The organism is Ensifer sp. SSB1 (assembly GCF_016652895.1).
Taxonomy (GTDB): domain Bacteria; phylum Pseudomonadota; class Alphaproteobacteria; order Rhizobiales; family Rhizobiaceae; genus Ensifer.
The window spans coordinates 20597-32002 of record NZ_JAEPRP010000027.1; the positions used below are offsets into that span (position 1 = coordinate 20597).

12 protein-coding genes are annotated in these 11406 nt (G+C 62.9%); 4 read left to right on the forward strand and 8 right to left on the reverse strand.

The window, feature by feature from the left end:
- Positions 1-2 precede the first annotated feature (2 nt).
- Entirely contained in the window at positions 3-440 is a 438-nt protein-coding gene (locus tag I8N66_RS09480; protein ID WP_291152789.1) for a cupin domain-containing protein, read from the forward strand.
- A 45-nt stretch (positions 441-485) separates the two neighbouring features.
- Here I8N66_RS09480 and I8N66_RS09485 read toward each other — a convergent pair whose 3' ends face one another.
- Together I8N66_RS09485 and I8N66_RS09490 are read right to left on the reverse strand one after the other, a co-directional pair.
- Positions 486-1376 (reverse strand): EamA family transporter, encoded by an 891-nt coding sequence (locus I8N66_RS09485; protein ID WP_113538708.1) that lies wholly within the window; start codon positions 1374-1376, stop codon positions 486-488.
- 98 nt (positions 1377-1474) lie between these two features.
- On the reverse strand, positions 1475-2251 hold the full coding sequence (locus I8N66_RS09490; protein WP_291152794.1) for a DUF3108 domain-containing protein: 777 nt from the start codon (positions 2249-2251) through the stop codon (positions 1475-1477).
- 378 nt (positions 2252-2629) lie between these two features.
- Here I8N66_RS09490 and rpmB point away from each other — a divergent pair, with 378 nt between their 5' ends.
- Both rpmB and I8N66_RS09500 read left to right on the forward strand, forming a co-directional pair.
- Positions 2630-2920, forward strand: coding sequence for a 50S ribosomal protein L28 (gene rpmB / locus I8N66_RS09495; RefSeq protein ID WP_034806568.1), 291 nt, complete (start codon positions 2630-2632; stop codon positions 2918-2920).
- Between the two features lie 171 nt (positions 2921-3091).
- Entirely contained in the window at positions 3092-3736 is a 645-nt protein-coding gene (locus tag I8N66_RS09500) for a queuosine precursor transporter (RefSeq protein WP_113538706.1), read from the forward strand.
- 109 nt (positions 3737-3845) lie between these two features.
- On the opposite strand, the gene I8N66_RS09505 is transcribed toward I8N66_RS09500, so the two are convergent.
- The 4 genes from I8N66_RS09505 to I8N66_RS09520 all read right to left on the reverse strand — a co-directional run bounded on the left by I8N66_RS09505 (position 3846) and on the right by I8N66_RS09520 (position 8762).
- Positions 3846-4850, reverse strand: coding sequence for an esterase-like activity of phytase family protein (locus I8N66_RS09505; protein WP_113538705.1), 1005 nt, complete (start codon positions 4848-4850; stop codon positions 3846-3848).
- 203 nt (positions 4851-5053) lie between these two features.
- Positions 5054-6949 carry a cobaltochelatase subunit CobT gene (gene cobT, locus I8N66_RS09510; protein WP_291152813.1) on the reverse strand — a complete coding sequence of 632 codons (1896 nt, stop codon included), beginning with the start codon at positions 6947-6949 and terminating at the stop codon, positions 5054-5056.
- A 107-nt stretch (positions 6950-7056) separates the two neighbouring features.
- The gene (cobS, locus tag I8N66_RS09515; RefSeq protein ID WP_291152816.1) at positions 7057-8052 is read right to left on the reverse strand and encodes a cobaltochelatase subunit CobS; all 996 of its coding nucleotides are present in this window, start codon (positions 8050-8052) and stop codon (positions 7057-7059) included.
- A gap of 74 nt (positions 8053-8126) precedes the next feature.
- Positions 8127-8762 (reverse strand): J domain-containing protein, encoded by a 636-nt coding sequence (locus I8N66_RS09520; protein WP_113538702.1) that lies wholly within the window; start codon positions 8760-8762, stop codon positions 8127-8129.
- A 147-nt stretch (positions 8763-8909) separates the two neighbouring features.
- On the opposite strand from I8N66_RS09520, the gene I8N66_RS09525 reads away from it, so the two are divergent.
- A complete protein-coding gene (locus tag I8N66_RS09525) occupies positions 8910-9191 on the forward strand; it encodes a BolA family transcriptional regulator (protein WP_113538701.1) in 282 nt (93 codons plus the stop codon).
- A gap of 14 nt (positions 9192-9205) precedes the next feature.
- Here the strand turns inward: I8N66_RS09525 and I8N66_RS09530 are convergent, their stop codons facing one another.
- A complete protein-coding gene (locus I8N66_RS09530; protein WP_113538700.1) occupies positions 9206-10516 on the reverse strand; it encodes an HlyC/CorC family transporter in 1311 nt (436 codons plus the stop codon).
- Positions 10513-11406: 3-dehydroquinate synthase (gene aroB / locus I8N66_RS09535; RefSeq protein WP_291152823.1), on the reverse strand; the 894-nt coding region annotated here is incomplete at its 5' end. The genes aroB and I8N66_RS09530, both read right to left, overlap by 4 nt.

An 11406-nucleotide genomic window follows, 5' to 3' on the forward strand; every position in this document is an offset into this window, starting at 1 on the left:
TAGTGGCTGAAGCGCACACAGCGGCAGAGATCATCTCGGCGCTCGCCCTGGCGCGCCATCCGGAGGGGGGCTGGTACATCGAGACCTTCCGCGACACGGACGGCGGCCCGCGCGGACACTCGACCGCCATCTACTATCTGCTGGAACATGGCGAACGCTCGCACTGGCATCGTGTTCGCGACGCCGTCGAAATCTGGCACTACCACGCCGGCGCGCCGCTCGAGCTTAGCATCGCCGAGGATGGGAAGCCGGCCGAAACACTGCGGCTTGGCACCGACATCCGATCGGGCGAACGCCCGCAAGGCGTCGTCCCGGCCAACTGGTGGCAGTCTGCGGCTTCGCTCGGCGATTGGACTCTCGTCGGCTGCACCGTCGCGCCGGCATTCGATTTCGCCGCTTTCGAAATGGCGGCCCCCGACTGGCAGCCGCCCAAGCGATAGCAGCCCCTGGAACTGGCCGCTCAAAGTGCGCGGTGCGCTCCAGCTCTACTCCGCCGGCTGCGCCGCCGCCGCACGCTTGCGGAAGATCATATCCTTGGCCGCCAGCAGGGCGCCGCCGGTGACGAACAGGCAGGCGAGCCCGATGCGCCAGGACGGCTCGGCAAAACCGAACAGGATCAGGATCAGCGTCGAGAGCACGGGCGCCGCATAGCTGGCGACGCCCAGAAGCTGGATGTTGCCGTTTTTCACCCCGAAATCCCAGGCATAGAAGGCCGCACCGACCGGAAGCAGGCCGAGGCCGACGACCGCCAGCCATTCGAAGGTCGTCCCCGGCCAGACCGTCGTTTCGAGCGCCAGGTGGCAGACGAAGGACAGGATCGAGGTGGCGAGGCAAAATCCTGTCACGACATCCGTCGAGACCGCGTCGAAGCGGCGGGTGATGAGCGAATATCCGGACCAGGTGAAAGCGCAGAGGAAGGCGGCGCCGTAGCCAAGCAGATAGGCATCGTCGAAGGCAACGCCATTGCGCGCCACGATCAGGATCGTGCCCAGGAGGCCAGCGAGTGCGCCGGCGAGATGATACCAGCGTAGTCGCTCGCCCGGCAGCAGCGCCGAGCCGACGACGATCAGCAGTGGCCAGAGATAGGCGATCAGCCCGGCCTCCACCGCCGGCGCGTTACGAAGCGCCGTGAAGTAGAGAAAGTGATAGCCGAACAAACCGGCAATACCCGTGATCCAGACCCTGGCGGGCTGCTTGAGCAGCGCCAGGCGCTCTGGCCGCATCGCCAGCACGATCAGGCCAGGCAGACTGCCGATCAGGAAGCAGATCGCCGAAAGCTGGAATGGAGGCATCTTGCCGGAGGCCGCCGTGAACAGAGCCAGCAGCGACCACATCAGGATAGCGGAAAAACCGATCAGAGTTGCCTTGAAATTCATAGTCGTCCCCTGGCGCGATTCCTCTGAACGGAAACCTGCGCCGATAAAAATCACCGTGCTTCGCGGTATTTAACCTTTTAGTTGAGCGCGACCGCGCGTCAACCACCAAATCGTGTCGCCGAGACCGTGACCGGCCCAAGCTTGGTGGGGATGCGGACATAGACGGGGGCATAGACGTTTACGGCTTGCGCCTTGGCAAACCAGATCTCCATCGTCTGCAGACGACGCAGATACTCGACATCCTCGCGGCCCTTCTTGTAGCCGGCCTTCGGAACGAAGCGGATGCCGCAGACAATCACCTCCCCCTCAAAGCCCTTGGTCTTGAAAGGCTTGGTCCCCTTCGGCGAAAGCTTGATATCGAGCCGCGACTCGCCGTCGAAGATTGGCAAGGTGTTGGGGCAGACACGCGCGTCGGCGGGAATGATGAGACCGGAGAGCGGATCGAGCACATTGCGCATGTCGCGCGACGTGACGGGCACCCAGTTCTTCGGCAAGGGCGTACGCTTTGGCGTCATGCTTGCATGCACAACGTTGCCGTTGCGATAGGTGACGCTGATCGTCCGCCCCTTGGAGCCGCTGCGATAGGACATCGAATACTGCGACGCCCGCAGGTGATCCTTGTCGACAACGCCCGAGACCTGAGTCTGACCCGAGGTGCGGCTGAGGATATCGAGCAGCCCTGCGGACTTCAGCGTTCCCGAGATCGTGTAGCGATTCTTCTGAAGCTCGGTATGGAAGGAGGCGCGCGCAACCGGTAGACCGGCGAGCGAGATACTGTAATCCGTCTGATGTTCTACATCCGCGGCCGACGATGCTGTGGAAAACGAGACCGCTGACAGCAGGGCTGCCACGCGAAAGCCATTTCGCAACTTCATGCCTTCAAAAATCCATCGCTTGAATTTCGCCGCAATACCCTGAAATGCAGGCTCTTTGCGGCTTTTCTACGCCCGGTTCGCTGCCGCCGGTCGCCGGGGTGGCCTCTCCGCCGCCGCACGTCCTCGCGCAAGAAATAGCGCATAGCAAAAGCGCTTGGAATGGGTCCCGCGAGGCATTATTCTTGCGCCATCTCCGCCTCACATCTGAAGAACGGCCGGGAAAAACCGTGGTTTTCCGAGAATGCAAGAGGTTTGGCTTGACGGGCGGGCCGTCTCTGACTATAGAACCGCGACTTTCCAATAATGGCCTAGGAACGCGGCCTGGGCTCTGGGCCCGCTACCGCATTGTCCGGCGGCGATAAAGAGAATAGGTGTACCATGTCCCGTAGTTGCGAATTGACCGGCAAGGGCGTCCAGTCGGGCAACAATGTAAGCCACGCCAACAACAAGACCAAGCGCCGGTTCCTGCCGAACCTGTGCAACGTCACGCTGATTTCCGATGCTCTCGGCCAGCGCTACCGCCTGCGCGTTTCCGCAGCTGCTCTCCGCTCGGTTGAACACCGTGGCGGCCTCGACGCCTTCCTTCTGAAGTCGGACGAGAACGAGCTCAGCATGCGCGCTCGCCTGCTGCGTCGCCAGATCGTCAAGAAGGTTGCTGAAGCCGCCTGATCGGCGCCAGCGCATCGTCTTTGACACGCGTTTAAAAGGCTTGCGGGTTCATCCGGCAAGCCTTTTTCTCGTGCGCGCGTTTCTTAACCGACGCGCGCTTTTGCCTTCATCGGCCGGGTGCACTACCCTGCTTTCATCCCTCTAGCTGGTGGCATACCCCAGGATAAAAAAATGCTGATCAACCGTACGTTCTTCGTCTATGTCGCGCTGATGACCCTTGTGGTCGTCGCCTCGAATATCCTCGTTCAGTTTCCGCTGCCGGGATCGCTTGCCGGCATGCAACTTGGTGATCTTCTCACCTGGGGCGCCTTCAGCTATCCCTTCGCCTTCCTGGTGACCGACCTCACCAACCGCCAGTTCGGACCGCGCATCGCGCGCCGTGTGGTGGTCGCAGGCTTCATCGTCGCCATCCTGCTCTCCTTCGTCGCCGCCACGCCGCGCATCGCGATTGCTTCGGGCTCCGCCTTCCTGTTCGGCCAGCTCCTGGACATCTCCGTGTTCAACCGCCTGCGCCGCCAGAGCTGGTGGCATGCGCCCCTGGCCGGCTCACTGATCGGCTCGGCGCTCGATACTGCGATGTTCTTCTCCTTCGCCTTTGCGCCGTTCTTCGTGTTCTTCGGGCCGAACGACAGCTTCGCGCTGGAAACCGCACCGCTCCTCGGCGTACTCTCGGCCGAAGCGCCGCGCTGGATTTCCTGGGCGATCGGCGACTTGAGCGTCAAGATTCTCTGCGGCCTCGTCATGCTCCTGCCCTATGGCGCGCTGATGAGCGTGGTCAAGCCGATGCCGGCAGCAGAGGCCAAGGCATCCGCCTAAGCAAGGCCTGAAAAAATCGAGCCGATGATCGCGGTCGAACGACGGCGATCATCGGCTCTTTTCGTTTCAGGAGTTGGGTCGCTCGGCCCTTAGGCGAAACAGGGATTGCTTACTGCGTCAGCGCGGTCGTGAGCCGGAACTCCAGCATCAGGTTGCGCTCCAGGATCGAATGGTTGTCGTCCGAAACGACGATGATCCGGACTTCACCGTCCGGCTGCACGACGACGTCGAGCCCTTCCATATTGTCGATCTGATGGCGCATGTCGGCCTCGACGATGACTTCGCCATCGACCACGGCGCCGGGCTTGATCGTGTCGCCGGCGATGCGCCGGATCTGCATGCCGAGACCAGAACCGAACGAGAAGCGCCGCTCCAGGAGCAGCAGGTCGCCGTTCGGCAGGAATGCGCCGTCGGTCACCGCATAGGGATCCCTGCGCACGACGGCAAAGGCGCCACGCTGCGGCCCGTCGAGAATGCCTGCCAGCAGATTGTCAGCCTTGTCGACGCTGCGCTCCGCGACCGCGATCGTAGCGCCGGCCAAGGGGCTTTCCTTTGGCGCGACCGCGATGGTTTCGATGCCGCCGTTGTTGCGCAGTTCCTTGATCGGAAACGGCAACGGCAGGCTCCCGATCGGCGTCGATGTCGCAAAGCCCGGGTCCGGGTAAATATCGATGCGGTGCGCCTGCTCGTAGCTGACGACCACCTGGCCTGCCCGCAGCGCCAGTCCTTCCGAATCCACCTTCCACTTCGCCAGACCGACGTCGCCGCTGCGGTCGGCCATCGGCGTGGCAACAAGATCCGTCAGACCGGACAGCCGGCCGTCCGCATCGCGGATCACAGCGCCCTCAAGCCAATGGCCGGTGTCCATGATCGCGATGAACGATGCTCCATCCGGCCGAAACCGGATCGCCGACATGGCGCCGAACAGCGCGTTTGGCGAGGTCATTTCCAGTCCGCCGACGAACTCCAGCGCGCCGAACCGGGTGACGCTCGATCCGACTGCGAAACTGCTGATCTGGCGGCTGCGGATCGGCAGGGTCTCGCTGGTTGAGGCGGCCCATGCCGAGCCGGTCGACGCCAGGAGCAGGAGGGCTAGAAGTCCGCGGCCAAGCATGGGGAGAGGTACCTTCAAGGAAAAGCATGGGAATGAAACGGAACACGACCGCGAAAGGCACCCGCCACGGCGCACCGAGATCATCGCTTGCCGCTTGGTAGACTGTAAAACTTTGTCCGTAAATTGACTTTGGCCCAAGGCAGGAACGTGCTGCCGCCGATTGGCGTTCGGAAGCGGCAAATGCCACCTCCGAACGAAATGGATTATCCGGCGCGACGCAGACGCGAGGAACCGCGGCGCTGGCTTTCATCTTCGAAGAGTGCGGCCAGCTGTTCGGTCATGGCGCCGGCAAGTTCGTCAGCATCGACGATGGTCACGGCACGGCGATAGTAGCGCGTCACGTCATGGCCGATACCGATCGCCAGGAGCTCCACCGGCGAGCGGGTTTCGATCTGTTCGATCACCGCGCGCAAGTGCCGCTCCAGATAGTTTCCGGGGTTCACCGAAAGCGTCGAGTCGTCGACCGGCGCACCGTCTGAGATCATCATCAGGATGCGGCGCTGCTCGCGGCGGGCCATCAGCCGCTCATGCGCCCACATCAGCGCCTCGCCGTCGATGTTTTCCTTGAGCAGGCCCTCGCGCATCATCAAGCCGAGGTTCCGGCGCGCCCGGCGCCACGGCGCGTCGGCGGACTTGTAGATGATATGACGCAGATCGTTGAGGCGGCCCGGCGCCTGCGGCTTGCCGCCGGCGAGCCACTTCTCGCGCGACTGTCCGCCCTTCCACGCCTTGGTGGTAAAGCCTAGAATCTCCACCTTGACGCCGCAACGCTCGAGCGTGCGCGCCAGAATGTCGGCACAGGTGGCGGCAACCGTAATCGGACGACCGCGCATCGAGCCGGAATTGTCGATCAGCAGCGTCACCACCGTGTCGCGGAAGTTGGTGTCCTTCTCGCGCTTGAAGGAAAGCGGCTGCATCGGGTCGATGATGATGCGCTGCAGGCGCGCCGTATCGAGATAACCCTCTTCGAGATCGAACTCCCACGAACGGTTCTGCTGCGCCATCAGCCGGCGCTGCAGGCGGTTGGCGAGGCGCCCCACCGCGCCCTGGAGATGGGCAAGCTGCTTGTCGAGGAAGGCGCGCAGCCGGTCGAGCTCGGCTTCGTCGCAAAGCTCTTCCGAAGCAGTCGTTTCATCGAACTCACGGGTGAAGACGGCGTAGTCGACCTTCTCGTTGAAGTCGGCAAAGGGCTGGTTCGGGCGCTTGACCTCGCCCGGCGTCTCGCTGTCCTCGTCGCCTTCGTCCTGGAGATCGTCGTCGGAGATCTCCGCGCCGTCCATCTCACCTTCTTCCATCTGCTCTTCGGCAGCCTGGTTTTCATCGGCGGGGGCGGCATCGTCGCCGGCTTCCTCGTCGCTGGCGTTCTCGTCCTGCTCCTGGCTGCGCGGCTGGTCTTCGTCAGTCTCGCTTTCCTGCTCGTCCGGCTCGATGTCGTCGTCGCCATACTTCTCGGCGACGTCCATCGACGTCAGTATGTCGCGCACGACGCGGGCAAAGGCCTGCTGGTCGTTGATCGTCGACGACAGGTTCTTGATGTCGCCGGCGGCCTTGTCCTCGATGAACTCGCGCCAGAGGTCCAGCACCTTGCCGGCCGAAGCGGGCGGCTTCTCGCCGGTGAGCTTCTCGCGCACCAGAAGCGCCACGGCTTCGCCGAGCGGTGCGTCTGCCTGGCGCTCGATCGTGGCGAAATTCGCCTTGGCGTATTTCTCCTCGAGCATGACGTTCAGGTTCTTGGCGACACCCGCCATGCGCAGCGAACCGATCGCTTCGACACGCGCCTGTTCCACCGCGTCGAAGATCGCGCGGGCATCCGCCCCTTGCGGCGACATCGTCGCGTGGATGCGCGCGTCGTGGCAGGCCTTGCGCAGCGCCATGCTGTCGCCGAGGCCGCGCGTGACGGCAAGTTCCTGCAGCGTCGGCCGCTTCGAAATCTCCGGCAGGCGGATGCGCTCGCCGGTCATGCCCGGCCGCTCATTGGCGAAGGCGACTTCCACTTCGGCATCGCCCGCGATCGATCGGATGCAGCCGGAAAGCGCCCGCTTGAACGGTTCCGCAGCATTCTCGCGCGTGGTTGGCTTTGCCTTCGAGTTCGAGCTCACGACAGTTCCTTCTTCAGCCAGAGGCGATGACGCCCAGGCAGAGCGTCATCGAGTTTGCCACAGCGTCATGGCCCGCCCTCCCCTTAAGAGGAAGACGGACAATGGGATCAGGCGGTAGCTTCGAGCACGATGTTGGCAGCGCTTTCCTTCAGCTCGATGCCGAAGGCGCGCTGGTAGTGCTCGGCGACCAGCGCCCGTTCCAGCTCGTCGCACTTGTTGAGGACGGTCACGCGGAAGGCGAAGGCGATATCGCCGAAGATATGGGCGTTTTCGGCCCAGGTGATGACCGTACGTGGGCTCATGACGGTCGACAGATCGCCGTTGATGAAGGCCGCACGTGTCAGGTCGGCAACGCGCACCATCTTGGAAACGGTTTCGCGGCCCTTGTCGGCGATGAAGCCCTTGACCTTGGCAGCGACGATGTCGACTTCCTTGTCGTGCGGCAGGTAGTTCAGCGTGGTGACGATCGACCAGCGGTCCATCTGCGCCTGGTTGATCTGCTGCGTGCCGTGATAGAGGCCGGTCGTGTCGCCAAGGCCGACGGTGTTGGCGGTCGCAAACAGGCGGAAGGCCGGGTGCGGACGGATGACGCGGCTCTGGTCGAGCAGCGTCAGGCGGCCGGAGGACTCCAGAACGCGCTGAATGACGAACATCACGTCCGGACGGCCGGCGTCGTATTCGTCGAAGACGAGCGCAACATTGTGCTGGTAGGCCCAGGGCAGGATGCCGTCCTTGAATTCGGTGATCTGCAGGCCGTCCTTGACGACGATCGCGTCCTTGCCGACGAGGTCGATACGGCTGACGTGGCTATCGAGGTTGACGCGCACGCACGGCCAGTTGAGGCGGGCTGCGACCTGCTCGATATGGGTGGATTTGCCGGTGCCGTGATAGCCCGACACCATCACGCGTCGGTTGTGGGCAAAGCCTGCGAGAATGGCGAGCGTCGTTTCGCGGTCGAAGAGGTAGTCCGGATCGAGGTCCGGTACATAGGCGTCGCCCTTCGAATAGGCAGGAACGCGCAAATCCGTATCAATGCCGAAAACCTCCCGGACCGAAACAGTCGTATCGGGGAGGTTGGAAATGTCGAGGTCAATCTTGCTCATCATGTCTCCAGAGCGGCCGCCGGACGGCACCCGCGCATTCGCCTGCAAAAGTGCTTCTGTAATAATCCGCGTTGTTAGCAGAAGCCAGCCTGTTTTAACAATTGGTAGGCTTGAATAACGGCGCGAAAACGCTCTTCCGATCCTCTGTCTCCGCCATTGGCATCCGGGTGATGCTTTTTGACGAGATCCTTGTAGGCAGCCTTGATGTCGGCGGTCGTCGCCGAGGCGGTAAGGCCGAGCGTATCGAAGGCCTTCGCCTCGAGCGTCTTCAACTTGCGCTGGCGTGGCTCCGGCCGGCCGGCGCGCGAGCGCGCCTCGCTGACAAAGCCGAAGGGATCACGCATGCGCGCCTGGGCTCCCGCAGTACCGGATCGGGTCTGCGATTGGGTCGGCCCGTTCTTGGCGTTCTTGTTGACACCGACGGTCCAGGTCGGACGGTGCCCGGTGATCGCTTCCTTCTGGTAGCGGGCGACCTCGCTGTCGGAGAGGCCGGAGAAGAAGTTATAGCCCTTGTTGTATTCCTTCACGTGCTCGAAGCAGAACATGAAGTACTGCCCCTCGGCGTTGCGACCGACCGGCGCCCGGTGCACACCCTTCTGATCGCAGCCGTCCCACTGACAGACGGGAGCCGCCGGCTCCGCCTGCGGCTCGACCTTGCGCCGGGTTCGAATGCGATCGAAGTATTTTGAATCGAGTCTCATGGCGCTCATTATGGGGTTTGGCCGAGGCCACAACAAGAATTGACAAAGCGGAATGTTGCTGGCTTTGTGCGGGCATTTTGTGCCGCCAGACCAGCGATTGCCGGGTACTGCGATCTGCGAGGGGGCGTCAAGCAAACAGCAAATTGGGACGGAAGAATGTCGCTCACGGAAACGATCGAAAAGAAGCTGATCGAAGCCTTTCATCCGGAGAGACTGGCGGTCATCAATGAGAGCCACATGCATGCCGGTCACCAGCCGGGTTTCGATGGCGGTGGCGAAACGCACATGCGGGTCCGCATCGTTTCGAGTGCCTTCACCGGCATGAGCCGCGTCGCCCGTCACCGCGCTATCAACGACCTGCTGAAGTCGGAACTCGATGCCGGCCTGCACGCCCTTGCCGTCGAGCCGGCCGCCCCTGGCGAAGCGACCCGCTGGTAGCGTCAGGCCGCCGATCAGCCAGAAGGAGCGGCACCGTCTTCCGCCGGACGGATGCGCAGCTTGGTGATCCGGTTCTTCACCCGCTTCATCACGATGAATCGCTTGCCGTGGAAGGTGAAGGCCTGGCGCTCCTCCGGAATGCTCTTCGACTCGTGGATCACCAGACCGGCGACCGTCGTCGCCTCTTCATCCGGCAATGACCAGTCGAGCGCCCGGTTGAGGTCGCGGATCGGCACCGAGCCGTCGACGACGATCGAACCGTCGGCCTCCTGCCGCACACCCTGGATATCGAGGTCGTGCTCGTCGGCGATATCGCCGACGATCTCCTCCAGAATGTCTTCCAGCGTCACCAGCCCCTGAACCTGACCATACTCGTCGACGACGATCGCCAGATGCAGCTTGCGACGCAGGAACGCGTTGAGCTGATCCTTGAGGTTGGTCGTGTCGGGCACGAACCAGGGCTTCTGGGCGATCTTGACGATATCAAGGTTCTCAGGCTCGACGTTCGGCTCCGCAAGTGCTCGCAGCAAATCCTTGGAATGCACGACGCCGATGATGTTGTCGGTCGAGCCGCGCCAGAGCGGCAGTCGCGTAAACGGGCTTTCGAGAATGTCGCGAACGCAGATCTCCGGCGGCTCATCGGCGTTAATCGCCCGCATGCTGGTACGGTGGATCATGATGTCGGAAATCTCGAGTTCGCCGAGATCGAGCACGCCACCCAACCGGTCGCGGTCGGCCTTGATCACCGAACCCTCGCGGTGCAGCAGGTCCACAGCGCCACGCAGCTCCTCATGCGCCGAGAGCATCGACATATTGGCCGCGTGGTTGATACCGAAGATGTTGAGCAGGCGCCGAACGATCCCATTGACGAGACTTGAAACCGGCCCGACGATCACGACGAAAAGGCGAACGAGCGGCGCCACCGCAATCGCGAAGCGGTCAGGCGAGGCGATCGCCCAGCTCTTCGGCAGCACTTCCGAGAAGATGACGAGCAGCACGGTCATGACAAGCGTCGCTATCGTCACGCCGGAGTTGCCGAAAAGGCCGATCAACAGGCTGGTCGTCAGCGACGAGGCGAGGATGTTGACGAGATTGTTGCCGATCAACAGCGCGCCGATGAGCCGGTCGCGCCGTTCGATCAGTCGGTTGACGATGCCGGCGCGCGCCTCGCCGTTATTCTCCAGCGTGTGCATGCGCGAGCGCGACGCGGCCGTCAGCGCCGTTTCCGACCCGGAAAAGAAGGCAGAAAGCAGAAGCAGGCAGAAGACCGAAAGGATCGACAGCCAGTGCTCAGCCAGAAAGGCAATGAAGGCTTCGCCGGTCATTGCGGATGTTTTTCCCTCAGGAAGCTCAGAACCTCGGACGCCGGAACGTCATCGGCAACGAAGGACTGTCCGATGCCCTTGGTCAGAATGAAGGTGAGCTTGCCGCCCTTGACCTTCTTGTCCTGGGCGATCGCATCCATCAGCCTTTCGGCCGGCGGCAATGCGCCCGGGATTTCCGACATCAGTGTCGGCAGACCCACGGTCTTCAGATGCGCCTCGACGCGCGCAGCGTCGTCGGGGCTTGCAAGGTTCATGCGCGCCGAGAACTGGTGCGCCAGCACCATGCCGATTGAAACGCCCTCGCCATGCACCAGGCGAGCGCTGTCGTATTCGGTCGCCGCCTCCAGCGCGTGGCCGAAGGTGTGGCCGAGATTGAGCAGCGCCCGCAAACCGTTCTCGCGCTCGTCCGCCGCCACTACGTCTGCCTTTGCCTGGCAGCTGACCGCGATCGCCTCGATGCGGGCAGCCCCGCCGGCAAAGACCGCCTGCCAGTTCTTCTCGAGCCAGGAGAAGAACTCCGGCTTGTCGATCAGACCGTATTTAGCGACTTCCGCATAACCGGCGCGGAACTCGCGCTGGCTCAGCGTGTCGAGCACGTCCGTGTCGGCGAGGACGAGATCCGGCTGGTGGAAGACGCCGATCAGGTTCTTGCCGTGCGGGGAATTGATGCCGGTCTTGCCGCCGACGGAGGAATCGACCTGCGCAAGGAGTGAGGTCGGGATCTGGATGAAGCGCGAACCGCGCCGCACGATGCCGGCCGCGAAACCGGTGAGATCGCCGATGACGCCGCCGCCAAGGGCGATCACCGCATCGTTGCGCTCGATCCGGGCGCCGAGCACGGTCTCGCAAACCGGGATCAGGTGCTCGAAGCTCTTGGTCTTCTCACCGGC

What these genes read in the sequence shown, in the direction of transcription:
- I8N66_RS09485 (WP_113538708.1), bottom strand. Translation starts at nt 1,376, where the DNA reads ATGAATTTCAAGGCAACTCTGATCGGTTTTTCCGCTATCCTGATGTGG.
- I8N66_RS09490 (WP_291152794.1), bottom strand. Translation starts at nt 2,251, where the DNA reads ATGAAGTTGCGAAATGGCTTTCGCGTGGCAGCCCTGCTGTCAGCGGTC.
- rpmB (WP_034806568.1), top strand. Translation starts at nt 2,630, where the DNA reads ATGTCCCGTAGTTGCGAATTGACCGGCAAGGGCGTCCAGTCGGGCAAC.
- I8N66_RS09500 (WP_113538706.1), top strand. Translation starts at nt 3,092, where the DNA reads ATGCTGATCAACCGTACGTTCTTCGTCTATGTCGCGCTGATGACCCTT.
- I8N66_RS09505 (WP_113538705.1), bottom strand. Translation starts at nt 4,850, where the DNA reads ATGCTTGGCCGCGGACTTCTAGCCCTCCTGCTCCTGGCGTCGACCGGC.
- cobS (WP_291152816.1), bottom strand. Translation starts at nt 8,052, where the DNA reads ATGAGCAAGATTGACCTCGACATTTCCAACCTCCCCGATACGACTGTT.
- I8N66_RS09520 (WP_113538702.1), bottom strand. Translation starts at nt 8,762, where the DNA reads ATGAGCGCCATGAGACTCGATTCAAAATACTTCGATCGCATTCGAACC.
- I8N66_RS09525 (WP_113538701.1), top strand. Translation starts at nt 8,910, where the DNA reads ATGTCGCTCACGGAAACGATCGAAAAGAAGCTGATCGAAGCCTTTCAT.
- I8N66_RS09530 (WP_113538700.1), bottom strand. Translation starts at nt 10,516, where the DNA reads ATGACCGGCGAAGCCTTCATTGCCTTTCTGGCTGAGCACTGGCTGTCG.